Here is a 22618-nt window from a genome sequence, read left to right on the forward strand (position 1 = left end):
TCGTCGAGATCAGCACAGTCTTGGGACTATCCCGAGAGGTGCATGCTTCCTGACGGCAGGGATAGACATCCAGCGTGACCGCATCGAGATGCATGTCTGGGGTTGGGGGCGCGGTTTGGAATCGTGGCTCGTTGACGTTGTCGTCTTTGAAGGCGTGACCGCCGATATAGGTCATCAGGTCTGGAAGGATCTGGCGGCTGCGCTCAAACGTACATGGCCACATGCTGGTGGTGCTAACCTGCCTATAATGCGGGCGGCTATCGATACCGGTGACGGTCTGACGACTTCAGTCGTTTATGAATGGTGCCGGCTTCAAGGCCGTGGCCAGGTCGTTGCCATCAAGGGTGACCGCGAAAAGCTCAACGCTGTTTCGCCGGTCGACGGCCCGAAGTGGATGGACGTCAAAGTCAGCGGCAAGAAGATCAAGCGCGGCTTGGCGCTGTACATGGTCTCCGGCCCGTTCTTCAAGCAGGAGCTTTACCGCTACCTGCGGCTCGACAAACCCACAGATGAGGATCTGGCCGTCGGCGTCTGCTTCCCAGACGGTTATGTCCATATCCCACAGGGCGCGACGGGCGAGTGGGTTGAACAACTCGTTGCCGAGCAGTTGGTCACCGAGAAAAACAAGGTCACCGGCTTCGGCAAGCTCAAATGGGTGAAGACCAGAGAGCGCAACGAGGCACTGGACTGCCGCGTCTATGCACGATCGATGGTCTGGCTCCTTGGTGCGGACCGCTGGTCGAATACGCAGTGGTACAAACTCGAGGTGCAATGCGGCGGCTCTGCCGAACCACCCGAAAGGCCGGCAATCACTGCCGCACCGGTACCCCAGTCGAAGCGCGAAGATCCACCGCCACCACCACCAGCAAACGACAACCCTGCACCTCCTACGGCACGGAAGCCGAAGAAGGCCGCATCATCATGGCTTTAGGAGGCAATCATGGCTGACAATTCTGCACAGATTGCCGCTCTACGAGACGCCATCTCGCAAGGTGCCCGTCGTGTCGTTTTTCGAGACGGCGGCACCCACCGCGAGGTGGAATATCACTCGCTCAAAGACATGCGGGATACGCTGGAATGGCTTGAGGCGCAGCAGTCCCGGAAGTCGCGCGTAACGCTGGCGGCATTCTGAGACCATGGGATCAGCAAATCTACTTGACCGCGCCATTGCGGTAGTGGCGCCGCGCACTGCTGCGCGTCGTGTCGCTGCTCGTAGGGCGTTCGATGTCATGTCGCGAGGCTACGACGGTGCTAACCGTGACCGCCTTCGCAATAGCTGGCGCTCGCATAACACGAGTGCAGACACCGAGATCGCTGCCGCCGGCTCGCTCCTGCGGGACCGAATGCGTGATTTGGTGCGCAACAATCCTTACGCTGCGAATGCTCTCGCCGTCCTCGTTACCCACGCTGTTGGCGCCGGTATTGTACCGCGGTCGAAGGACAAGAAGGTCAACAAACTTTTTGCTGACTGGATGAAGCAGTGCGATGCCGATGGCCATCTCGACTTTCACGGTATCATTTCGCTCGCTACCCGCGAGATGCTTGAATCCGGAACCGGCATGGTTCGCCGTCGTCGTCGCCTTGCTGAGGATGGCTTGGCTGTTCCGCTGCAGCTTCAAGTCTTGGAAGTCGATCACCTCGACGCGACCAGGCACGGCGAGTTGGCCACCGGCCGGCGCGCCTCTTACGGTATCGAGTACAATGGGATCGGCAAGACTACGGCTTATTGGCTGTTCCCGAATCATCCCGGCAGCACAGCAATAACCTCGACGACTTCGCTGTCGTCTGTGTCCGTGCCCGCAGAGGACATCGTGTTCGGCTTCAAAAAGCTGAGGGCAGGGCAGTCACAAGGGGTTCCGTGGGGGCATGCAGCCGTCACGTCGGTCTATGACCTTGCCGGATACGAACAGTCCGAACTGGTTCGCAAGCGCCTCGAATCCTGCATGGTCGGCGTTGTTACCGGCGGCGATGATGAAGGTGGCGTGGGTCTGCCGATGGGCGACGACGACGTGCCAGGCGTCTATAACGCCGATGGCGAGATCGTCGAGAAGTTTGCGCCAGGCATGCTTTACCATGCTCGTGGTGGCAAGGACATCAAGTTCACGCAGCCGGCGAACACGGCGAACTACGATTCCTACAAGACGTCCATGCTTCACACGATTGCCGTCGGCTTTCATGTGCCGCACGCTTTCCTCTCGGGAAGGCTGGACAAGGTCAATTACTCGTCGAGCAAAATCGGCCTCGAGACTTACAAGAAGATCATCGATGACCTGCAATGGCAGGTGATCATCCCGATGATCTGTCAGCCTCTTTGGGACTGGTTCTGCGAGGCTGCATTCTGGGCTGGCAAGATCAAGACGCGCAAGGTTGCTGTCGAATGGTCTCCGCCTCGCTTCCCGAGCGCCGACGAGGCCAAGGATGTCGCGGCACGCGTTGCAGCGGTCCGATCCGGCCTTCTCAACCCGTTGGTGGCTATCGCTGAGACTGGCTTCACGCCGGAAGAGGTCATAGCTGGCTTCGTCGAGTGGAACGCCTTGCTGGACGATAACAAGCTGATCTTTGATTCCGACCCACGGCGAATGTCGCAGGCCGGCCAGACACAGCAGGACGCGGACGCCGACAAGGCTGACGCCTCCAATGAGGACACCTCATGACAGACAAACATGTGAACCTGCCGAAATTCGGCAGGAACGCCGAGGTGCGTTCTGCTTCGTTCGACGAAGCGGACAACACCATCGAGGTCATCTGGACGACTGGCGCCGCCGTGCGCCGGTGGTCTTGGCGATCGGAGCGCTACTATTCGGAAGTTCTGGAGGTCACGCCGCAGGCGATCCGACTGGAACGGCTGAATGCAGGCGCACCATTCCTTGATACCCACGACGACTGGTCTCTCCGGTCGGTCATCGGATCCGTCGTGCCTGGCTCGGCCAAGATCGAAGGCGGCAAGGGTTACGCCCGTGTCAAGCTTTCGCGCGCAGCCGAAGACGCTGCCATCGTCGACAAGATCAAGGATGGCATCATCCGTAACATCAGCGTCGGATACGCAATCCACAAGGTCGTCAAAACCGACTCTGATGGCGACGGTACCGACGAAGAATGGCGCGTCGTTGACTGGGAGCCGCTGGAAATAAGCGCGGTGCCAGTTCCAGCGGACGCCGGCTCTCAGATCCGCAAAGAAGAGCAGAAGCTCATCCCCTGCGAGTTTGTAGGCGAACAGGCCACCGGCCGAAACGAAGCTCGCCGAATCCGCATGGCGATGCGTCACCGTCAGTCCGTGGCTTAAAGCACGGCCCTCTTTACAAGGATTACAATATGACACTTCGCGAGAAGCTGGCCCTGCTGGAAAAGCGCGCCGCTGACAAGCTTGCCGAAATCAAGGATGACACCGCAGCCGACGCCGCCCGCGCGATCGAAAAGGATCACGAAGGCATTCTGGCGGAGATTGCCGAAGTCCGAAAGCAGATCGCAGCCGCTGATTCACAGACGAGCAACGACGGGACGGGAGTTATCGCCGAACGCCGACGCGTCACTGAGATCCGCATGGTAGCAAAAGAGGCCGGCGAACCGGAGATCGGTGACGACCATATTGAGCGGGGCTCGTCCGTTGTTCAATTCCGCTCCGCACTTCTGGAAAAGATGATGGCCCGAGAAGCTCCAGCCACTGACAACCACAGTCCGGCCAGCGTCGGCGAAGAGCATCACGAAAAACGCGCATCCGCGATGAGTGAGGCACTGCACCACCGCGCTGACCCGTCAAAGGCGCTCACCGCCGCTGGCCGTGAATACCGTGGTTTTTCGCTGATGGATATGGCCCGCGAGGCGCTGGAAACCAGAGGCGTTAAAACGCGCGGCATGTCCCGCGACGAGATCGCTGGTGCAGCCCTTGCTCAGCGCTCTGGCTACGGCTCTGCTTCTGACTTTCCGATTATCCTCGGCAATGTCGTCAACACCACGCTGCGCGCGGGATATGAAGCTGCCGGCCAGACTTTTCGTCCGCTGATCCGCGAGACGACCGTCGCCGACTTCAAGGCGATCAATCGGGCTCAGCTCGGTGAAGGCCCGGCCTTCGATAAGGTCAACGAGTCCGGTGAGTACAAGCGTGGGACCTTCGCAGAAGGCAAGGAATCCTACAAGATTGCTACCTTCGGCAAGGTTGTTGCCATTACGCGCCAGGTGATCATCAACGATGACATGAATGCTTTCGGACGCGTTCCGCAGCTTCTTGGTGGCGCGGCCGCTCAGCTGGAGAGCGACCTCGTTTGGGCTCAGATTCTCGGCAATCCGACTATGGGCGATGGCCAGACGCTCTTCTCGGTGCCGCACAAGAACGTGCTCGCCGCCGCCGCATTCGGCGTTGCCTCGCTGGGCAAGGGCCGCGCCCAGATGGCGAAGCAGACTGGCCTCGATGGCAAAACGGTTCTCAACATCCGTCCGCAGTTCCTCGTGGTGCCGGTCGAACTCGAAACGACTGCCGAGCAGGTTCTGAAGTCTGTCTTTTACGCTGACGACGCTTCCAAGGTTGCTACGGAATCGATGCGCAAGTTGCAGATTATTGCTGAGGCTCGCCTCGACAATGGCATCAGCAATCCAGCCGCTGTTTCCAACGCCATCGCTGGCTCGACGACTGCCTGGTATCTGGCTGCATCGCCGGCACAGGTCGACACGGTCGAGCTCGCCTACCTCGAAGGCAACCGCGGCGTTTACATCGAAACCCGTCAGGGCTTCGATGTCGATGGCCTCGAAGTCAAGGCTCGCCTCGATGTTGGTGCCAAGGCCATGGATCACCGCGGCCTCGCCAAGAATGCCGGCGCCTAATCTTCAAAGGGCGGCCTAGTGCCGCCCGACTTCCTCTCGGAGAAAATCATGAAGAATTACATTCAGCCGGGCAATAGTGTCACGGTAACCGCTCCCTACGACGTTGCGTCTGGTGGTGGCGTTCTTGTTGGCACGATCTTCGGTATTGCCACAGGCAACGCCAAAGCCGGCGAATCCCTCGAAATTAAGCTGAACGGCGTCTATGAACACGCCAAGGTTTCAGCGCAGGCGTGGACGTTCGGAGCTCTCGTTTACTGGGACGATACCAACAAGGTATTCACGACGGTCGCGTCGGGCAACACGCTCGTGGCAAAGACGCTCGCAGTTGCGGCCAACCCGTCTGCCACCGGCATCGTCCGCCTTTCGGCAAACTAATGGTCAACTGGCGCGCCTTGGAGGCGGGAGTGGATCGCAAGATGGCGGCCACCTTCGGCGAAGAGGTGCGTCTGGCCTTCAAAAATAGCGGAGTGGCCGACTCCGGCCGCCCCGACACCGACATTCGAGCATTGCTTTATACTGCTGGCAACATACCGACCATGCTCGGTCCCGGCTTCACCACGATGGTGTCTGCAGGCCAAGGCGTCTTGGTTATCGACCGGTCGACATATTCCGGATCCGATATCTTCCCTAAAGACAAGGTCCGCGCCACTGAACGCGCCGGTCAGCCGTGGTGGGAAGTTGCCGAGGTCACGAGCCGGCACTCGAACCTGATTGTGCTGTCGCTTACCCAAAAATGAGGAGGACGGCATGTCGCTAGTTCGAATTGCCGCTCGCATTGCAGCCGTTCAGGCCCTCAAGGGGAAGACGTCAGTCGGCGACAACGTTCTCGACAGCGAGATCGGTGCGCTCGACGTCGACGGTGACGGAAACCTTCGCAGTACCAAGCCAAAGCCGTTTATCTCGGTTTACACAGATGAAGCTCGCGCAGATGACAATCAGTTGCGAGCGTGGGTCAGCAATGGCCGAACTGAATTTCTCTTTGAAGCCGGCGTAACAGCTGCGCATGCGGAGACCGACACTGAAACTGGCGACAGCCTGCTCTATCCTGGCGTCCCAGATACCGACGCCGCTTTCGAATTTCACCTGGACCTGATTGCGCGCCAGATTGGCGACGCCTTGTCCGATCCAGAGAATGAATGGGCGGAAATCTTTCGCAAATTTACCAATACAATTGTGCGCATTGAGCGATCCCGCACAAGCAGCGGCGCCAAGGACGGCACTCGGCTAGCGGCCCATCAGGTCAAGGTCACGGTCGAGCTGGTGTCAGACCCCCCAAAGGGGGAGCCACTCAGCGCCCGAGGCCCTATGGCATTGTTCTTCGCGAAGGCTGCAGAGCTGACGGGACTATCCGGTCGCATCGCGCTTATGCGTGAACAACTGATCGGCACGCCCCTCGAGTGGGAAGCGTCAATGCGCCGATTCGGCATCGCTCACAGTGAAGCGGATTCGTTGCTGATCACGCCGGCAACCGTTGCCGAGGGCGGTTTACCTATCGTTGCTGTCAACGCCCAGCCAGCGCAGATTGCGGGAGGCCCGGTATGATCCCATCGACTTTGCCCGATCAAATATCCGATCTTTATTTTCGCATCGCCGAAGTTGAAAGACGGGCGCGCAACCGAAAGCGCAAAGGCACGGTCGTTGAGGTTGGCACCGGTGAAAATTCCGGCAAGTATCGAGCGCAACTATCCGACCAAAACGGCAAGCGGTTTCTGACTGGGTGGCTTAAAACGCGGCAGCTCGGCGCTGGTGGGGTCAAGATCGACATCATGCTGACCAAGGGTGAGCAGGTGGACATCATATCTGAAAGCGGCGATCTGACAGACGCTCAGATCGATTTTTCCACCTATAGCGACGACAACAAGCGTGAGAACAACGACACGCCGCTTCACATCAAGATCGGCGACACCGTCCTCGCTGTTTCAAACGAAGGCGTCACCATCACAGCCGGCGTCGGACACCTTGCCTGATGCCGCGCATTGCACGGCTGGGTGACAGCGGGACGCATGGCGGCTCGATCGTAAGTGCTGCGTCGAAATGGAAATGTGAAGGCGCGTTGATCGCTCGCAAAGGCGACCTCTACGCTTGCCCGATCCACGGAACAAACCCGATTGTCGGCGGCTCGTCGAAATGGAAATGTGAAGACGCTGACATAGCCAGGCACGGTGATGCAACGGCCTGCGGTGCTACGCTCATTTCTGGCGCCTCGAAGTGGAAGTGCGACTAATGTCCGATTCAGCCGGTGCAAGCGCCGAAACAGGACAGCTGCTCACGAACTGGGAGCACGTCCAACAGTCAATACGGAAAATCCTCACGACCCGGCTCAACACGCGCGTCATGCGTCGTGATTTCGGCTCGGAACTTCCTGACCTCATCGACGCCAAGATGATTGGTCGAAACGTCCTCGCCGTCTACTCGGCTGCGGCGACAGCGATCAAACGCTGGGAGCCTCGCTACCGAGTGAGGGTGGCCCGCGTCACCAACTTGACTGCTGGCGGCCAGGTCACTCTTGAGCTCTTCGGGCTCTATTACCCGCGCGGCCATCTGAACGACTATTCGATTGTCGAGGATGCCAGCACGCGCATAATTTTTGAGGTGTAGCCTTGGTTTACGCGCCAACAGCAATCGATTTGTCGAGACTACCAGCGCCAAACGCGATCGAGCCCCTCGACTATGAAGCCCTGTTTTCGTCATTCAAGGCCCGCTTCCTCAGCTATTGGAGTAACCTCCGGACGCAAAATCCTAATCTGCCAGAATACACGACGACTTCACTCGAGACAGAAGCGGTGGGCATAGTAGGCGAGGCGTGGTCCTATCTACGCTTGCTCGACAGGCAACGGGTTAACGATGGCATCCGCGCACTGCTGGCGCCGTTGGCTGCGGGTACGAACCTCGATTCAATCGTTGCGTCGCGAAACATTCAGCGGCTGGTCATGATACCTGCTAGTTCCGGTGTGGCAGCAGTGATGGAAGGCGATGAATCTCTGCTGCGCAGATACCTGTATTCGTTCGATGTCCCGGCTGCAGGGTCAGAGGGGCGGTATCTTCACGATGCTTTCGCAGCTTGGCCGCAGTCGCAAGACAAGTCCTTAGGGCTTTGGGATGCCCGGGTTAATGGTCGAGCAGTCCACGGTCGACGGGGTGACACTGACGTTGTCCTGATTGGACCATTCGGCCGCCTCCCCACAGTTTCGGAACTTGCTGTCGTCCGGAACGCAATTACTAATGTGAATAGGTCGCCCGAAGCCGTTGCAATTTCAGTGATGTCGGCGACGCGCGCTGAGTATTCTGTTTCGCTCGTCCTTGACGTGCCCGGGGTCGGCCCCTCCGCCGAAACCATAAGGACGGAAGCTGAGGCTCGCGTAAGGGCCGCGGCGAAAGAACGCGCCATCATTGGTGGCGAGATCCCCGACGGACTGCTTGCTGGCGCAGCTTACGGCGCCGGCGTGATTAAGGTCCTCGATCTGTCACCGGTGGCCATCAGTGCTGACCCATACAAAGTACCTGTCATGACTGCTCTAAACATCACCACGGCGGTGCGCGGATGAGTTACGCGGGTGACCTGCTTCCACGGGACAGTTCTGGCCCGTTTGAGCACGCAATCGCGGCCGGAGTTTCGGATGATTTACCGATCCCTTATGCGGCCGTTCTGAATGCCTACACGTCGCCGGTCCGCTTTCTCCCCTGGTTGGCCGCTCATCATTCGGTCGATCTGTGGTTCGACGATTGGTCAGATGATCGCAAGCGCGAGATGATTGCGCAGGCGGCGGGTGTGTCCACTGTCTATCCGGCTTCGCCGATCGGTGAGCTGAAGGGGATGCGAGCTGGCGCGCAGCGCTATCTTGATTTCGTCGATGCTGACATTGTGGATTTGGTCTCGCACCCGGCACGCTTCACATTTGGTCGCGCTGTACTCGGCCGGACACCTATCAATCATTTGCCTTTCACCGCGCACTATCTGGTGCGCGTCACGCTCGAAGCGCCGGTAGGCCGTTTTCAGGTGGGGCGCTCGAGCTTTGGTCGTGGCGCTCTTCGTCCTGTCGATCTGGAGCCTCTCCGTCGCGCCAAGCGCGCGCTGTCGGTCGCGAAAGTACCTGACACGCAATATTCGATCACGTTCGCCTGGCGACGTCCCATCACAATTCAAGACGGCATCCCAATCGACGGCAGTCACGCCGTCGCCGGCTGGATGGACCGCAAATGCCTTGACTAAGGAGAGATCATGAAGCGCGTGGCTTTTTCTGATGCCGAGATTGCCGACCATGGCGATTTCGAAAATATCGGCCTCTACGGTCAGGAAGCCACCGACAAGGTCTGGCTCGATGCCATCGGCTATCCGGCGCACTGGGCTGCCTTCACCGTCGCACAGAAGTCGGCGCAGGAAATCACGGTTTCTGCTGGCCGGTACGTTGCTGGCGAGATCGTCTATGAGCAGGCCGCTCCAATCGACCTGAACCTTCAGGTGAGGATCCCGGCTGCGGCGTCCGACCAGCGTTGGGTTGCCATTCTGCTTCGTGGCGAGGAGGTCGAGGAAAGCGAAAACCGGCCTTTCGAAACATCCGAAGATCCTGAAACCAGCGTCATCGTCCAGCGCACGGCGCCGAAGACAATCAACCGCAAGGTTTCGATGATCGTCCAAGCTGGTGAGGCCAACCCAGTTCCGACGAAGCCTGTTGTCGCGCCGACCGACGCATGCATCGCCTATGTGCTGCTGACCTCCTCCGGTATCGAGGCGATCGAGCCGGGCAACGACAGCCGCGTGAAAACGCTATATGAGGTCGAAGGCCGCGTGACTTCGCTGGAGGTCGATCTCAGCGGTCTTTTCCTGCGCACGGAAACGATCGAAACCCAGATCGTCAACATCTGGGGCAAGCTCGACGAAATTCCACGTCCGGTCATTATTCGTCAGATGCAGCGCGACATCGGCGCGGCTCGCCTGAAGATTGAGCTTCCTGATGAGGCTCGCGCCTATGTCTACGATCAGGGCCTCGTCATGACCCAGTGGGATAACGCCCATGTCGATTGGCTTGCCCGAATCGAGGAAGGCGTGCGTTTCGGCTTCGCCGCTACCAATCAGACCCGACTTGAGGTGCTGGCGGAAGATGATCCGAAGGTCGCCTTCCGTGGCCGTCGCATGGTGCCGGCCTTCGACGAGGTGACGCGCATCGCCAACACGTCGATGGATGCAACCCTCAATATCTCGCAGCTCGTCCATACTGAGACGACGTTGGTTCGCAAGGAAGTCTCTCGTATTCGTATGACCTATGGGCCGACCCAGTGGGCCTGTGAGAACCAGGCTGGCTGGGCAGGTCTCGGAGGTGACGCGCGTGCCGGCCAGATGCTGAATGTCGGCGGTGAGACCTTCGAGATCGTCTATCAGGACGCAAACATTGGTCCTGGTCATCAGACCTATGGCGTCCGTCAGATCCGGTACGAAATCTATGCCGACCCTTACTGGGAGTACGTCACCGAAGATATCGGCGTAAACGGCTCGATCTACGGTCAGTCATTCCTTGTCGCGCAGCCGATGCAGTTGACCAGCATCGATCTCGCATTCGCTCGTGTCGGCGCCGATGGTGATGTGCATGTTTTCGTGGTCGAGACCACGAACGCCGGCACGCCGAAGTTCGACGCTGTTCTGGCACAGGGCATTCTGCCGCACGGCAATCTGGTCGTCGGCTGGAACAAGTGCGTGATGCCGATTACGCTGCTGGAGAGCGGCAAGCGGTATGCGATCGTCACCATCACGACGGGTGCGCATGCGCTCTATGTCTCGGGTGCGAACAAATACACTGGCGGCACCCAGTTCATCACGACCGATGGTGCGTTCGCGCAGGGATCGACGGAAACTGACATCTGCTTCCGTCTGAATGCTGCTCGCTATCGCAGCCCGCGTACGGTTATCCCTATGCAGGCGCTCAATCTCGCCGATGGCATGACCCAGATCGACATGCTCTATGCCGGCTGGGTGCCTGGTGGCTGCCAACTTGCGTGGGAAATCAGACCGGCCGGGACCGATCATTGGGTTGAACTCGATGATGGGGATCCTTCAACCAATCCGCTTGTTGGTCTGCCGGCATCCGTCGAGCTGCGCATGGTAATGATGGGAACGGCTGATCTTCAGCCTATGATCCAGTTGGATGAAAAGGCGGTATCGCGTGCCTCGCGCAACCGCGCCACCATGGTCGGGGTGACCAAGAGCTTCCCCTTTGGTGTATCGACCACATCGATCGTGACGCAGATCACTGTCGATGCGTTTGACGCTGCCCGACACACCTTCACTCCATCCATTATGGTGGGTGCAACAACCGTCGCCCCTACCACGACGCAAGTCACCATCGATCCGTTGCGTCCGACGCGGAGGACTTATCTGTCCACCTATGTCCTTGGTGCAGCGACCACCGCTGCCCGCATCAAAGTGGCAGCCAATACCAACAATGTCGTGTCCGTGCCGTTCGTGCAGGACGTGTTCATCTCCGCGCTTTGAGGTCACCTATGACTACGGAACAGGACAAAGCCTTCTCTTTGGCTCTCATTGAAAACGAGAAGACCTACGACGTGCGTCTGGCTCGGAGCGTTAAGCGGGGGGCGTTCACCTACCGGCCTTTGAACGAAATCACGATGGCCGGGTCCATGATCAAGGACATCGTCGATCAGGAAGGGGAGGAAGCCATTGACTACGCCAACCCGCTCTGAGCGCTACCAGCTTCCGTCCTGGCCGAAAACGACCTTCGATCGGGACCTGTGGAATACCGTCTTTGGTGACATCGCTGATCGGCTCGATGCCCGCGAAGGGCTGGAAGCATCCTTCGAGTTGCTCCAGCAAGAGGGCATTCAGGCCTCGCTTGATTATATTCAGGCGAACGTCGCGCCGCAGATTGCCAACCTTCAGGTGTCGATCGATCTCGCGCAGGACCAGATCGACAAGATCATTATCGACGGTATCTCACCGAACTCGGCTAAGCTCGGCGGGCAACTGCCGGCTTATTACGCCACTGCGGCGGCTTTGGCCTCTGGGTTGGCTGCCCGGGTTCCGACCGCCCGCAAAGTGGCGGGCAAGGAGCTGACCTCTGATATCGTTCTGGAAAAGGCTGATGTTGAACTAGGCAATGTCGACAACACAAAAGATGCCGACAAGCCTATAAGCACCCCGCAGGCTAACGCGCTAGGAAAGCGTGTCCAAGTAGATGCTGTGCAGAATTTCAGCGCCGCCGAAAAGGGGCAAGCCATCGCCAACATCGGAGGCGGGGGTCTTGCAGGCCATCGAAACAAGGTACTCAACCCTACCGGAGTGATAAACCAGCTCGGTGTCTCGGGATCTGTTGTTTTGAGTGCAGGTCAGTACGGGCATGACGGAATGAAGGGCGGAGCGGCGGGATGCACGTACACCTTCAGCACTGTCAACGGTGTGACGACGTATAACATCACGTCAGGAACACTAACGCAGGTACTCGAAGCAAGCAGCTTTGCCGGTGCTCCTGGCTCATATGTGCTCGGTTGGGAAGGGACGTCTCAGGGCCGTATAGCATCAGGCCCTTATGGTTCGTCAGGTGATATATCGGCAATCTGCAATGGCAGCGCCAATGTAGTGGTGGAGTGGGGGGTAGGGACGTTGTCTCTATTGCAATTCGAGAAAGACTATCTCGCGACCTTTTCTCCTCGCCAGAAAGATCTGGAAACGGTTTTGTGTCAGGCGCATTACGAGCAGTCTGACGGAACAATATCGTGGACTCAGCCCGGCAGCGCCAGTGCTGTTCTTCAACGGTATTCTTACCCATTTAAAGTTCTGAAAAGGGTTACCCCAACGGTGCAGATCGACACGTCTTTGGGCTCTTCCAATTTGATTGCGACAGGAAGGAGCTTCTTCATTGTCGGATCATCCGGTACCGCAATGCAAGAAAACAACTTTAGATTCAAGGCGGATGCGAGGTTGTGACATGAATGTTATCGGCTACACCGAAAGTATCGCTCAACCTGATGGTTCAATCCTCCGTTCAATCCGCGTCACCCTCGACGGTGATCAAAACGAAAGCAGCGTTCCCGACGATATGGGTAACCGCCATCGTTTCCAAATTTGGGACGAATGGGAAATGGGGCTGCCAGACCCAGAAACGGGGGAGCGGGTGCGGATCAATACGATCCCGCCTTATGCACCGCCCGCGATCGACCTGTCCGTCTACACGGCAACGAAGCGTTGGGAGCGCGAGGTCGGCGGCATCGTCGTCGGCGGCCTAGATGTGGCGACTGACGACCGGTCCAAGATTATGATCTCAGGCGCTCGCATCAAAGCGGATAAGGATCCCGACTTCACCGCCCAGTGGAAATGCCCCGATGGCGGTTTCATGACGCTCGATGCGTCGACCATCATCCTCGCTAGCGACGCCGTGCTCGATCACGTCAACGACTGCTTCTCGATCGAGGCCGCTGTGCTTGCTGACATCGCGGACGGCGCGATTACGATGCCGCAGGAAGTTGACGCCGCGTTCGCGGTCCAGCTGTCACCGCAGCGCTTCCAGACCCGCGCTTAAGCGCCACCACCAAAACCGACACCACATTTAGAGGAGGCCGCATTGGCTGACCTATCGTACTTCCATGGCGTTCAGGTGCTCGAAAGCCCTGATAGCCCGTCGCTTCTGCGCGTCACCAACTACGGTATTTCGTTCGTCAACGGCACTGCGCCGGGCGCCGACGCTGCCACGTTTCCGCTGAACAAGCCGACGCTAATCACGAGCCTCTCGCAGGCAGCGCTGCTCGGCACGCAGGGCACGCTCTACAATGACGTGGTCACAATCTTCGGCGAGGGCGGCTCGATCGTAATCGTCAACCGCGTCGAACACAGCGAGACGCCTGCTACGCTCCAAGCCAACCTGATCGGCGATGCCGGACAACGCACGGGCCTTTACTCGGCTCTCCGCGGAAAGGCACTGCTCGGATACCAGCCGCGCGTGATTGTCACTGCCGGCAACACTGGCACATGGGTGGAGGGTGGACTTCTGTCTGTCGCCATCTCCGGCTCTGGCAGCCTTCTGACTGAGGCTCCGACTGTCGCTTTCACTGGCGGCGGATCCGATGCGGGCAAGGTACTCCCGACTGCGGTGGCGGTGCTCGGAACGGGTCTCAATGCTGGTAAGGTCGTGTCCGTCACCGTCACCAGCGCTGGCAAGGGCATGACACAGGCACCCGTTGTTGCGTTCACGGGTGGCGGCGCTGAGGTCGGCAAGGTTCTCCCGACGGCGACCGCCAACATCGGAGACGTCGGCAACCCGTTCGTCTCGGCACTGGCGACCATCACGGAGCAAGTGAAGGCCCGCGCCTACATTGCGGGTCCGAACACGACGAACGCCGATGCTGTGCGGTTCCGTTCCACCATCAACAGCGGTCGCATCCTGCCGATCGACCCGGCCGGTATCAAAAACGTTGACGGCGTGCCGGTCATCGTGCCGATCGCTCCGGTTTTCGCGGGTATTCGCTCGCGTGTTGTCGGATCTGCTGAGGGCGTTTCCGGTTCGGTATCTAACAAGGAAATCCGCACTCTGGATGGTGTCGCACGGACGATCGCCTATCCGACCGACAGCAACTACCTGAATGACAAGCAGGTCGCGACGGTCATCAATGAGAACGGCCTTCGCACTTGGGGTTCCCGCCTCGCGACGTCGGATGCCCTCTGGCAGTTCGACAGTGTCCGCGCCACCGCCGACATGATCAACGAGAGCCTCGAGCAGATCTACTTCAAGTGGGTCGACAAGAAATTCACGAAGGCCAACCTGAAGATGATGATCGAGGACGGCAATGCCGCACTTCGCGTCTTCAAAAAGAACGACGACATCCTTGGCGGCAAAGTCTGGCTGTCGGACATCAACCAGCCGACAGTCAACGCCAACGGCCAGGTTTACCTGAATGTCGAGTTCGAGCCCGTCGGCCTGATGGAGCAGATCAAAATCACCACGTATCGCAACATCCTCTATTACCAGATCCTTCTGGACGAGGTCCGTGGCGCGATCGACAACGGCCCGCTCACGCTGGCCGCCTAAGGAGCATCCCTAAATGGCGACAAGTCTTCCGCGCTTTCTGATGCGCGACTGCATGCTGTGGGCAGACAGCGTTTCCCAGCTTGGTCAGATCGGCGACATCACGCCGCCGGTCCCACAGATCAAGACCGAAGAAATGCGCAATGCCGGCATGATCAAGCCGCGCGAGGTGCATATGGGCTACGAGAAGCTGGAATTCAGCTTCAAGATGCCTGGCCTCGATCCGCAGGTTCTCAAACTCTTCGGCCTTAAGCCCGGCTCCGAATATCCGTTCATGATCACCGGCGCGCTCGTCGACGAGGATGGCACAGACCATTCGGCCGTCATGACGATCCGCGGATTCCTAAAGCAGGCCGACCACGGCTCGTGGAAAACCGGCGATCAGGCGGAGAACGACTACGCGGTCTCGGTCAACTACTACAAGCTCGAGATCGACGGCGAGCCCGTTTACGAAATGGACGACTTTGACGTCCTGATCGGCGGCGTCAGTCAGGTCAGCGGTCAGCGAAACTCTCTGCTGCTCTAAGCCTATCGAATTCAACAGCATAACGAGAAAGGTCGCCTCACCAGCGGCCTTTCTCTTTTCTTTACCACAGAGGAGGGTCGCATGACCACGATCAAGCTTTCCACGCCCGTTGAGCATTCCGGCGTCACCTATTCCGAAATCACCTTCGACGAACCGACGGTAGGCGATCTTGCCGCTGCGGATCTCGTGAAGGGCGAAACGCACCAGATGCTCGCTGTGCTGTCCAGTATGTCGGGCGTGCCGATCCCAGCGCTCAAGAAGATCAAGGCCAAGGAGTTCGCCAAGTTCTCGAAGGCGATTGATCTGGGAAACGAGCAGGAGCCCACGACTGGCGAATAGTCGCGGGTTTTGTTGCAAGCGTGCTCCACACATCGCTCGACGTGATCGAGCGATGGCCGCCTGAGAAGGCGCTGGCCTACTTCGACACGGCCACAGAAATTCATAAAGCGACGAGGGCTCTCTGATGGCCGTCCTTCAAAGTCAGCTGCGCCTGTCCCTGCTGGATCAGGTCTCTGCGCCTATCCGCAAGGTGTCCGGCGCGCTCAGCGGCCTGCAGCGCCAGACTATGGCGTTCACGAACCCGCTGCGTGGCGCTCTTGGACAGATCGCTGCATTTGGCGGCGCCTACATCGGTGTAACCGAAGGCATCAAGAGTACCGTCGGGGCGGCAATCTCCTTCGAATCTGCCTTTGCTGACGTCCGCAAGGTCGTCGAGGCATCCGATGAACAGTTCGACAATATGCGCCGAACTATCCGGCAGATGTCGACCGAAATCCCAATGACGGCCAACGACATCGCCGCGCTGTTCGCAGCTGCTGGCGAATCCGGCATTGCTACCAACGAACTCAAAGAGTTCTCGGAGATGGCTGCCCGCGTTGGCATCGCATTCAACATTGGCGCAGCCCAGTCCGGCGAGTATCTCGCAAAGCTGAAAACGCAGCTAGGCATGTCGGTGGCTGACGTCGGGTCTCTTGCCGACGCGATCAATCACCTGTCGAACAACATGGCCTCGAAGGCCAGCGACATTACAGACTTCATGCTTCGCGTCTCGGCGCTCGGCAAGATGGGTGGCTTCACCGCGGAGCAGATCGCCGGCATTGGTTCAGCAATGATCGCCGCAGGCGCACCGTCGGAAGTCGCTGGCACCGCGATGCAGAATGTCGTCAAGGCTCTGACGCGTGGCAATTTCGCCAAGAAAGATCAGCAGGAGGCCGCCAAGGCGCTCGGCCTAGATTTGCCGATGATCGCCAAACAGATGCAGAAGGACGCGCCCAAGGCGCTGAAAACTGTTCTGAAGGCCATCGCCAAAGCGCCGAAGGATCAGCACATCGCTATCCTTTCGCAGTTCTTCGGCGATGAAGCGAAGGCGTTCGCGCCGCTGATTGGCAACGTCGCACTGCTCGACCAGGCGCTGGATAGCGTCAGCGATCGGACAAAATACGCCGGCTCGGCATTCCGGGAGTTCGTCGAGCGCTCGAAAACGACGGGTAATGCGATCGAGCTCCTCCAGAACAAGATTTCAAATCGGTTCTGGGAAATGGGCGACCGCATGTTGCCCACCGTGAAGGAAGGCATCGCTGCCATAGGCGAGGTCATCGACAGTCTCGATTCCCGCGTATCGATATTCGACCGCATGGAAACGAGTATCATGGGCTTTGCTCAGGGGCTCGGCTACAACGGCGTCAAGGAAGTCATTGCGGACCTCGGCGACCTCCTATTCGGGAAGGTCGATGGCACCGCCGGTGACCAACTCGGCCGGTTGTTCATGCAAGCGAAGGAATGGGGCCAATCCGTCCGTGAACTGAGCGCCGCGATCAAGGAAAATCCGATCGCGAAGTTCTTTGCGGATCTCGCGCCGTACGGCTTCCAAATCATGGTTTGGGGGGCAGGAATTGCCTTCCTCGCTGGTACCGTTCGCAAGCTCGCTGCTGCGATGATGTTCCTCAGCGGAGCGTCGACGATCGTCGCGGCGCTGAAGGCAGCCGGCACCGTCGCTGACGTTCTCTCTGGCGGAACTATGCCGGGTGGGAAGAAGCCGCCAAAGGGTGGTAACAAAGGCGTAGATCTCGACCTACCTCCAGCGCCAATCCCGCCCACGTGGTGGCAGTGGGTCAAGGGATTCGCGGTTGCTGGTGCGCCCGGCCTGATGTCGGAAGCGATGTCGTTTTCGCCCGGCGATACGTTTGAGGATCAAGTCAGGCTGCAAAAGCAGCACCGTGAAGACCTCGAACGGATCACCGGCCTTAACCGTCAGTCAATCACTGAAGGCTGGCAGCGCAACTTCGGGCAGACCACATTGCCCGGCGTCGGCGCCCAACAAGCGATGGACGCGGCTCGAGGTTTCGGTCCCGGCGGCCAGACCACAGACCAGCTACCTGGCAAGACTGCCGACGATCTAGGCATCGTTCGGACTACTCGCATCGACTCGTCGTCGATCGCAGCGATGATCCAACCATCCGGCACTCAGGACGTTCGCGTCACCAATCCTCAACCACCGAACGTCACAGTCCATGCGCCCATCAGCATCACGGGCGTCGCGGACCCTCAGGCCGCCGCTAATTCGGCCGCTTCTCAACTTGGCAGCTCGGTGAAGTCAGCGGTCGAGAGTACCTATAGCGATTAAGGGAGGTCTAGATGTCCGGACCGGTTGCAATGGCCCTTGGGCCATTCGCCTTCGAGGCCATTGGCTTCGGTTACGACGGCGTCTCTCGCAAAGTGCAGACGCCATGGGCAGACGTTCAGGTCGCACAGTCACTCAATCAGCAGCAGTGGACCGGGCCGACATCGGAAGAGATTTCGATCAAAGGCGTTCTGTTCCCTGCTGAGTTCGGTGGGCAAAGCTCGCTCTCCGGGATCGTGTCTGCCGCGATGTCCGGCACGCCTCTTATGCTCGTTTCAGGGGATCAGAACGAGGGACTAATCCATGGGACTTTCACGATTCAGTCGGTAGACGAAGATCGCTCGTTCCACGACCGCCGGGGCACCGCTCGGCGCAACTCCTACACGATCTCCCTAAAACGATATGCGGACGGCGACCCAGCAGGTTTCTCGCTATCCGACGCAATTGGATCGATCGTTTCTCCCGTTGTGAACCTTTTCGGATAGATGATGAGCACGATCGTAACCGCAAAGCAGGGGCAGACCGTCGATTTGATCTGCCTCATGCACTACGGCCGCACAGCCGAAGTCACAGAGCTGGTCCTCGCAGCCAACCCCGACCTCGCCGCGGTGGGGATCATTCTGCCGTTGGGCACTAAGGTATTTATGCCGGTGGCTCCGTCCCGTCAGCAGGCGGCAAAGCTCACCAGTCTTTGGGAGTAGATTATGCACCCGCGCATTGAGGTTACAATCGACGGCACGCCGGTTGCTGGCGCTTTTTATGAGCGGCTGGTTTCCATAACGGTGACGGACAAGGAAGGGGCTCAGGCTGATACGGTCGATATTGAGTTGAATGATGGTCCGCCGAACTTCCTCGCCCTGCCTCGTACCGGCGCCATCGTCGATGTTAGGCTCGGCTACGGGCAGATGAGAAGTCTTGGCAAGTTCACGGTCGACAAAGTTACTCCTAAATGCCTGCCTTACAGCATGTCCATCTCGGGCAAATCTGCCGACCTTCGTAACAAGAAGCTGAAGGAGAGGCAGGAGCGTCATTGGGATAAGAAAAAGGTCAAGGACATCGTCGACGAGGTCGCCAAAGAAAGCGGTCTTGAAGCCTCGGTGGATGCCGAGATCGGTGAGCACGAATATGAATGGTTCTCACAGCAGGATGAATCCAATATCCACTTCCTGCGCAGGCTGGCAGAACGGCATAACGCCCTCTTCTCGGTGAAACAAGGCAGGGTGATTTTCTCTAAGCAAGGCTCAGGCAATTCGGCGTCAGGTCAGTTCATCGGATCGGTCGTCGTCTCTCCACCGAAAATCATCCAAGGCACCTGCAGTTTCGAGGCCAATGATCGCACCAAATACTCGAAGGTCGTCGCCTACTATCAGGACAGCGATAAGGCCCAGCGAGTTGAGATCGAAGCCGACGGCGATGCAGACGGAGACAGCGTCTTCCGCATCCCTGAGCCATTTGCGAGCGTCAAGGAGGCCGACAAGGCTGCCCAGTCAAAGGCAAAGGCGCTCAAACGCGGCGAGGGCGCTGCATCCGTCACTGTTGTGGGCGACACTGCCATCATCGCAGGCGCACCGCTGCTTTTTGAAAGGGTCAGGCCGGGCCTAGATGGCGTACCTTATGTCATCGACACCGCGACCCATACGTACAGGAAGTCAGAAGGTTATCGCACGGCTATCAGCGCGAAGCTCTATGACGGCAAGTCTGGCAGCGCCAAAAAGTCTGCCGCCAACCTTAATGATCAGGGTTCTTCTTCATCCGAGCCGCCGAGCGAGGATAAAGTCGCGCCGAATGCACCAGCGGGCACACCTGCGACCCCGTCTCAGTGGACTGGTCAACGCAGGTATGGTCGGACGGACGAGAACTAACTCGCGAGTTCACGCTGGGTATCGTCATTTGCCGGGTCGTCGAATATCGGCGTCTCCGCCAACTGACGGAGTGTGGCGGCCAATGCCGCAAGCTGTTGCGCTATCTCGCTAATGGATAGCGATTCCGATTCGTCCTGATTCATGATGCCTCCGTTTGTTTGGCGGAACGCACAACAATCATCGCCTGGCGCTAAATTAGCGCAAATCCCATAAAATCATAGGGGCAATAAATGCCGATCACGACCACGTCCCCCCGTGGCCGCGCGTTTCTGCGTGGCCACGAAGGTAATCCGCTGACCTGCTATCTCGATCCGGTGAAGGTGCCGACGATCGGCACGGGCTTCACCATGCGGAGCAGGGCGGTTAAGGCCAGCCTTGCAAGACTGGGCATCACCAAACTGGTGCCAGGCAAAACAAAGATCACCGCGGCGCAGTCTGACGCCATCCTTCTCGATGTGCTCGCTGAGGAATTCGAGCCAGCAGCCGTCAAGGGTAGCCCGGCAGATCGGAAACAAAACCAGATGGACGCAGCAACGAGCGTTGTGTTCAACCTCGGCACTGGCGCCATGGGCTGGCAGTGGGCGAAGCTATGGCGCTCCGGCAGCCTCCGAGCCGCCGCTGAATATCTCGGCAGCCACTACAACACCGCCGCCGGCAAGAAGCTGCCCGGCCTCGTCCGGCGCCGTAAGGAAGAAGCAGACATGTTTCTCAACGGCGTCTACGCCGGCACGAAAGCCGTCAAGGAGGCGACGCCGGTAGCTCCGGACACACCTGACGACGACGTCAAGGAAGCGCAGCAGATCCTGTCCGCCAAGGGCTTCGACCCGGGCGCTATCGACGGCTGGATGGGCGACAAGACCGCCGCTGCTGTCAAGGAATACCAGAAGGCGCATCCACATCTCACCGCCGACGGCGTTCTCGGGCCGGCAACACTCAGCCAGCTGCGACGCGACGCGTCTGCCGTCAAGGAAGTCGTCGCCAAGGGCGCATCGAGTTCGGTGGGCGCTGGCGCATTGGCATTCGCCGCTGGCCTGCCTTGGGGCTGGATAGCCGCAGGAGTCGCAATCGCGGTTGTCGGTTACGTAGTTTACCGAAATCGTGACGTGATCCAGCGCTGGTGGAACACCAGGCGCGGTAATGAGGTCGTCGTATGATCCTGGCAAAGCTGAAAGGCTGGCTTGCCGGACTGGGAATGGTGCTCGCGCTTGTCGCGGGCGCCTTTCTCTATGGGCGGTCCGATGGAAAATCAGATGCCGAAGCCGCACAGGCTAAAGCCAACGCAAAAGCCGTCAAGAAGGCGAGGGGCGTCGAAGATGAAGTTCAGAACATGGGCAGCGCTGACGTTGATCGTCGTCTCGCTGAGTGGATGCGTGACCGGTAATTATTGCGATATCGCGCGGCCGGTACGTCCTTCCGTCGAGGATCAGATGAGCGAAGGCACCAAGCGGCAGATCCTCGTTGAGAACGAGAAAATCGCCAAGCTCTGCGGGGTGAAGCCGTGACCGGGACTGAAATCATGGCCGCCGTCGGCTTTTTCGTGATGGTGTCCGGCGCGCTCTGGGGCATCTGGTGGAAGGTTGAGGGCAGGGTGAAGGAAGCAAAGGACGCCGCTGTCGGCACGGCGACGGCAGCGCAGGCACTGGCGGCGATGGCCCGCGACGAGCTGGCGGCGCATCGACTCCACGTGGCTGAGACCTACATCACCAAGGCGGGGATGCGCGAGACCACGGAGCAGCTCATGGAAGCAATCAGTGGCGTCAAAAGCGCGGTCGACGGCATGACGCTTCGCATCGATCGAGTGGTGGAAGGTCAGCCGCGACGGGCGACGCTGACGAGTTAGCTTACGGAAGACGCGACGCATTTTCCGAAAACAATCCGAAACGAATAAAATGTATAGGCCTGTGGAAAGCGTCGCAGAATCGCATTATCTGTGATCTAACGGCTTGACAATGGAACTTAGCCGTAATCGTTACGGCTTAAAAAAGGAGGTCTTTGCAATGATACCAGCATCATTTGCGGCAAAGCATCTCTGCGAAATCAGCGGGTGGAGGCTTTCGAACCTTCAGTTGCAAAAGTTGCTTTACCTCGCGGATATGAATTTTGTCGGTGCGACCGGCGAAAGACTAGTGGACGAAGATTTCGAAGCCTGGGATTATGGTCCTGTGTTGCCATCGCTTTATCACAGATGCAAATCTTTTGGGTCGAAGTCCGTTCCGGACGTCTTCTGGGGAGTGGGCTCAATTGCGGGACGGCCAGAAGCCGAAATGCTCGATACCGCTTGGGAAAACCTAAAATCGCAGTCTCCAGGACAACTGGTCGAAAATACGCACTGGGATCAAGGCGCATGGGCGAAGCGTTACGTGCCTGGAGCCAAGGGCGTTAAGATCGCTACGGGGGATATGATTGAAGAATACCGAAGACGCGTCCAGTGACCCGCCAACGGTTCCTCGACAGTCGGGCGGCTTTGCCGTACCCTCTTCACGAGGTCCTTTGGCTGATAATGCGGCCAAACTTGAGGCAGACCTAGCTTCTGAGAGAGAAGAACGATGTGAGGAACGATTCATATGGATCGCAGTCGTTTTCATTCTTTCGGCCGGACACGTTTATGCTTCGATGGATAGCATTTGGGCTTTCCTCGTTCTTTTTCTTCTTTCGCTCATTATCTTAATTGGCATCGCTCAGCGTCTCGGTGTTGATTGGGCGGTGCAAAGTGTCGGATGGCTGATGCATTGGATAGCCAATCGCGTAAAGCTCGGCGACGAATGACTTC

30 protein-coding genes are annotated in these 22618 nt (G+C 58.6%); 29 read left to right on the forward strand and 1 reads right to left on the reverse strand.

Annotated features, from left to right (window positions below; all coding sequences use genetic code 11):
* The 24 genes from GAO09_RS00190 to GAO09_RS00305 form a co-directional block, all read left to right on the forward strand.
* Positions 1–931, forward strand: a 931-nt coding sequence (locus GAO09_RS00190; RefSeq protein WP_209018554.1) for a terminase gpA endonuclease subunit, incomplete at its 5' end; no start/stop codon positions are given.
* 9 nt (positions 932–940) lie between these two features.
* Positions 941–1132 (forward strand): phage head-tail joining protein, encoded by a 192-nt coding sequence (locus tag GAO09_RS00195; protein ID WP_153352067.1) that lies wholly within the window; start codon positions 941–943, stop codon positions 1130–1132.
* A gap of 4 nt (positions 1133–1136) precedes the next feature.
* Positions 1137–2654: a phage portal protein gene (locus GAO09_RS00200; protein ID WP_153352068.1), complete on the forward strand. Its 1518-nt coding sequence runs from the start codon at positions 1137–1139 to the stop codon at positions 2652–2654.
* The gene (locus GAO09_RS00205) at positions 2651–3283 is read left to right on the forward strand and encodes an HK97 family phage prohead protease (protein WP_153352069.1); all 633 of its coding nucleotides are present in this window, start codon (positions 2651–2653) and stop codon (positions 3281–3283) included. Before GAO09_RS00200 ends, GAO09_RS00205 begins: the two co-directional genes overlap by 4 nt.
* Before the next feature lie 29 nt (positions 3284–3312).
* Positions 3313–4815 (forward strand): phage major capsid protein, encoded by a 1503-nt coding sequence (locus tag GAO09_RS00210; protein WP_153352070.1) that lies wholly within the window; start codon positions 3313–3315, stop codon positions 4813–4815.
* A 48-nt stretch (positions 4816–4863) separates the two neighbouring features.
* A complete protein-coding gene (locus GAO09_RS00215; protein WP_153352071.1) occupies positions 4864–5190 on the forward strand; it encodes a DUF2190 family protein in 327 nt (108 codons plus the stop codon).
* A gap of 29 nt (positions 5191–5219) precedes the next feature.
* Complete coding sequence (locus GAO09_RS00220; protein WP_338015032.1) at positions 5220–5552, forward strand: hypothetical protein; 333 nt, start codon at positions 5220–5222, stop codon at positions 5550–5552.
* A 10-nt stretch (positions 5553–5562) separates the two neighbouring features.
* Positions 5563–6357 carry a hypothetical protein gene (locus GAO09_RS00225; protein WP_153352073.1) on the forward strand — a complete coding sequence of 265 codons (795 nt, stop codon included), beginning with the start codon at positions 5563–5565 and terminating at the stop codon, positions 6355–6357.
* Positions 6354–6782: a phage baseplate assembly protein V gene (locus tag GAO09_RS00230; RefSeq protein WP_153352074.1), complete on the forward strand. Its 429-nt coding sequence runs from the start codon at positions 6354–6356 to the stop codon at positions 6780–6782. The genes GAO09_RS00225 and GAO09_RS00230 overlap by 4 nt, the downstream gene beginning before the upstream one ends.
* Positions 6782–7039, forward strand: coding sequence for a PAAR domain-containing protein (locus tag GAO09_RS00235; protein WP_153352075.1), 258 nt, complete (start codon positions 6782–6784; stop codon positions 7037–7039). Before GAO09_RS00230 ends, GAO09_RS00235 begins: the two co-directional genes overlap by 1 nt.
* Positions 7039–7413 (forward strand): GPW/gp25 family protein, encoded by a 375-nt coding sequence (locus GAO09_RS00240; RefSeq protein WP_153352076.1) that lies wholly within the window; start codon positions 7039–7041, stop codon positions 7411–7413. Before GAO09_RS00235 ends, GAO09_RS00240 begins: the two co-directional genes overlap by 1 nt.
* Before the next feature lie 2 nt (positions 7414–7415).
* On the forward strand, positions 7416–8360 hold the full coding sequence (locus GAO09_RS00245; RefSeq protein ID WP_153352077.1) for a baseplate J/gp47 family protein: 945 nt from the start codon (positions 7416–7418) through the stop codon (positions 8358–8360).
* The gene (locus GAO09_RS00250; RefSeq protein ID WP_153352078.1) at positions 8357–9025 is read left to right on the forward strand and encodes a phage tail protein I; all 669 of its coding nucleotides are present in this window, start codon (positions 8357–8359) and stop codon (positions 9023–9025) included. Before GAO09_RS00245 ends, GAO09_RS00250 begins: the two co-directional genes overlap by 4 nt.
* Before the next feature lie 9 nt (positions 9026–9034).
* Positions 9035–11299 (forward strand): hypothetical protein, encoded by a 2265-nt coding sequence (locus GAO09_RS00255; RefSeq protein WP_153352079.1) that lies wholly within the window; start codon positions 9035–9037, stop codon positions 11297–11299.
* An 8-nt stretch (positions 11300–11307) separates the two neighbouring features.
* Positions 11308–11508 (forward strand): hypothetical protein, encoded by a 201-nt coding sequence (locus tag GAO09_RS00260; protein ID WP_153352080.1) that lies wholly within the window; start codon positions 11308–11310, stop codon positions 11506–11508.
* Entirely contained in the window at positions 11486–12748 is a 1263-nt protein-coding gene (locus tag GAO09_RS00265) for a hypothetical protein (RefSeq protein WP_153352081.1), read from the forward strand. The genes GAO09_RS00260 and GAO09_RS00265 overlap by 23 nt, the downstream gene beginning before the upstream one ends.
* Before the next feature lies 1 nt (position 12749).
* Positions 12750–13340 (forward strand): DUF4376 domain-containing protein, encoded by a 591-nt coding sequence (locus GAO09_RS00270; RefSeq protein ID WP_153352082.1) that lies wholly within the window; start codon positions 12750–12752, stop codon positions 13338–13340.
* Positions 13341–13382: 42 nt separating this feature from the next.
* The gene (locus GAO09_RS00275; protein WP_153352083.1) at positions 13383–14843 is read left to right on the forward strand and encodes a phage tail sheath C-terminal domain-containing protein; all 1461 of its coding nucleotides are present in this window, start codon (positions 13383–13385) and stop codon (positions 14841–14843) included.
* A gap of 13 nt (positions 14844–14856) precedes the next feature.
* Positions 14857–15366, forward strand: coding sequence for a phage major tail tube protein (locus tag GAO09_RS00280; protein ID WP_153352084.1), 510 nt, complete (start codon positions 14857–14859; stop codon positions 15364–15366).
* An 81-nt stretch (positions 15367–15447) separates the two neighbouring features.
* A complete protein-coding gene (locus GAO09_RS00285; RefSeq protein WP_153352085.1) occupies positions 15448–15705 on the forward strand; it encodes a phage tail assembly protein in 258 nt (85 codons plus the stop codon).
* Between the two features lie 124 nt (positions 15706–15829).
* Entirely contained in the window at positions 15830–17989 is a 2160-nt protein-coding gene (locus GAO09_RS00290) for a phage tail tape measure protein (protein ID WP_153352086.1), read from the forward strand.
* Positions 17990–18000: 11 nt separating this feature from the next.
* Positions 18001–18471: a phage tail protein gene (locus GAO09_RS00295; RefSeq protein WP_153352087.1), complete on the forward strand. Its 471-nt coding sequence runs from the start codon at positions 18001–18003 to the stop codon at positions 18469–18471.
* Positions 18472–18474: 3 nt separating this feature from the next.
* Positions 18475–18687 carry a tail protein X gene (locus GAO09_RS00300; protein ID WP_153352088.1) on the forward strand — a complete coding sequence of 71 codons (213 nt, stop codon included), beginning with the start codon at positions 18475–18477 and terminating at the stop codon, positions 18685–18687.
* Between the two features lie 3 nt (positions 18688–18690).
* The gene (locus tag GAO09_RS00305) at positions 18691–19848 is read left to right on the forward strand and encodes a phage late control D family protein (RefSeq protein WP_153352089.1); all 1158 of its coding nucleotides are present in this window, start codon (positions 18691–18693) and stop codon (positions 19846–19848) included.
* Here GAO09_RS00305 and GAO09_RS00310 read toward each other — a convergent pair.
* Positions 19845–19991: a hypothetical protein gene (locus tag GAO09_RS00310; RefSeq protein WP_153352090.1), complete on the reverse strand. Its 147-nt coding sequence runs from the start codon at positions 19989–19991 to the stop codon at positions 19845–19847. The genes GAO09_RS00305 and GAO09_RS00310 overlap by 4 nt on opposite strands.
* 87 nt (positions 19992–20078) lie before the next feature.
* Here GAO09_RS00310 and GAO09_RS00315 point away from each other — a divergent pair, with 87 nt between their 5' ends.
* The 5 genes from GAO09_RS00315 (at position 20079) to GAO09_RS00335 (ending at position 22614) form a co-directional block, all read left to right on the forward strand.
* Positions 20079–21002 (forward strand): glycoside hydrolase family protein, encoded by a 924-nt coding sequence (locus GAO09_RS00315; RefSeq protein WP_153352091.1) that lies wholly within the window; start codon positions 20079–20081, stop codon positions 21000–21002.
* A 159-nt stretch (positions 21003–21161) separates the two neighbouring features.
* Positions 21162–21350, forward strand: a complete 189-nt coding sequence (locus GAO09_RS00320; protein ID WP_153352092.1) for a hypothetical protein — start codon at positions 21162–21164, stop codon at positions 21348–21350.
* Entirely contained in the window at positions 21347–21688 is a 342-nt protein-coding gene (locus GAO09_RS00325) for a hypothetical protein (protein WP_338015033.1), read from the forward strand. Before GAO09_RS00320 ends, GAO09_RS00325 begins: the two co-directional genes overlap by 4 nt.
* A 157-nt stretch (positions 21689–21845) precedes the next feature.
* A complete protein-coding gene (locus GAO09_RS00330) occupies positions 21846–22280 on the forward strand; it encodes a Panacea domain-containing protein (RefSeq protein WP_209018555.1) in 435 nt (144 codons plus the stop codon).
* Entirely contained in the window at positions 22252–22614 is a 363-nt protein-coding gene (locus tag GAO09_RS00335; protein ID WP_153352094.1) for a hypothetical protein, read from the forward strand. Before GAO09_RS00330 ends, GAO09_RS00335 begins: the two co-directional genes overlap by 29 nt.
* Positions 22615–22618: the final 4 nt, after the last annotated feature.

Source organism: Endobacterium cereale (genome assembly GCF_009617585.1).
In the GTDB taxonomy this organism is placed as follows: Bacteria; Pseudomonadota; Alphaproteobacteria; order Rhizobiales; family Rhizobiaceae; genus Neorhizobium; species Neorhizobium cereale.

Bases quoted from the DNA above. Each gene is read 5' to 3' on its own strand.
- GAO09_RS00290 (WP_153352086.1), top strand. From the start codon at position 15,830: ATGGCCGTCCTTCAAAGTCAGCTGCGCCTGTCCCTGCTGGATCAGGTC.
- GAO09_RS00205 (WP_153352069.1), top strand. From the start codon at position 2,651: ATGACAGACAAACATGTGAACCTGCCGAAATTCGGCAGGAACGCCGAG.
- GAO09_RS00255 (WP_153352079.1), top strand. From the start codon at position 9,035: ATGAAGCGCGTGGCTTTTTCTGATGCCGAGATTGCCGACCATGGCGAT.
- GAO09_RS00310 (WP_153352090.1), bottom strand. From the start codon at position 19,991: ATGAATCAGGACGAATCGGAATCGCTATCCATTAGCGAGATAGCGCAA.
- GAO09_RS00235 (WP_153352075.1), top strand. From the start codon at position 6,782: ATGCCGCGCATTGCACGGCTGGGTGACAGCGGGACGCATGGCGGCTCG.
- GAO09_RS00195 (WP_153352067.1), top strand. From the start codon at position 941: ATGGCTGACAATTCTGCACAGATTGCCGCTCTACGAGACGCCATCTCG.
- GAO09_RS00250 (WP_153352078.1), top strand. From the start codon at position 8,357: ATGAGTTACGCGGGTGACCTGCTTCCACGGGACAGTTCTGGCCCGTTT.
- GAO09_RS00295 (WP_153352087.1), top strand. From the start codon at position 18,001: ATGTCCGGACCGGTTGCAATGGCCCTTGGGCCATTCGCCTTCGAGGCC.
- GAO09_RS00300 (WP_153352088.1), top strand. From the start codon at position 18,475: ATGAGCACGATCGTAACCGCAAAGCAGGGGCAGACCGTCGATTTGATC.
- GAO09_RS00330 (WP_209018555.1), top strand. From the start codon at position 21,846: ATGATACCAGCATCATTTGCGGCAAAGCATCTCTGCGAAATCAGCGGG.
- GAO09_RS00230 (WP_153352074.1), top strand. From the start codon at position 6,354: ATGATCCCATCGACTTTGCCCGATCAAATATCCGATCTTTATTTTCGC.
- GAO09_RS00210 (WP_153352070.1), top strand. From the start codon at position 3,313: ATGACACTTCGCGAGAAGCTGGCCCTGCTGGAAAAGCGCGCCGCTGAC.
- GAO09_RS00305 (WP_153352089.1), top strand. From the start codon at position 18,691: ATGCACCCGCGCATTGAGGTTACAATCGACGGCACGCCGGTTGCTGGC.
- GAO09_RS00285 (WP_153352085.1), top strand. From the start codon at position 15,448: ATGACCACGATCAAGCTTTCCACGCCCGTTGAGCATTCCGGCGTCACC.
- GAO09_RS00200 (WP_153352068.1), top strand. From the start codon at position 1,137: ATGGGATCAGCAAATCTACTTGACCGCGCCATTGCGGTAGTGGCGCCG.
- GAO09_RS00240 (WP_153352076.1), top strand. From the start codon at position 7,039: ATGTCCGATTCAGCCGGTGCAAGCGCCGAAACAGGACAGCTGCTCACG.
- GAO09_RS00280 (WP_153352084.1), top strand. From the start codon at position 14,857: ATGGCGACAAGTCTTCCGCGCTTTCTGATGCGCGACTGCATGCTGTGG.
- GAO09_RS00260 (WP_153352080.1), top strand. From the start codon at position 11,308: ATGACTACGGAACAGGACAAAGCCTTCTCTTTGGCTCTCATTGAAAAC.
- GAO09_RS00215 (WP_153352071.1), top strand. From the start codon at position 4,864: ATGAAGAATTACATTCAGCCGGGCAATAGTGTCACGGTAACCGCTCCC.
- GAO09_RS00320 (WP_153352092.1), top strand. From the start codon at position 21,162: ATGAAGTTCAGAACATGGGCAGCGCTGACGTTGATCGTCGTCTCGCTG.
- GAO09_RS00270 (WP_153352082.1), top strand. From the start codon at position 12,750: ATGAATGTTATCGGCTACACCGAAAGTATCGCTCAACCTGATGGTTCA.
- GAO09_RS00315 (WP_153352091.1), top strand. From the start codon at position 20,079: ATGCCGATCACGACCACGTCCCCCCGTGGCCGCGCGTTTCTGCGTGGC.
- GAO09_RS00225 (WP_153352073.1), top strand. From the start codon at position 5,563: ATGTCGCTAGTTCGAATTGCCGCTCGCATTGCAGCCGTTCAGGCCCTC.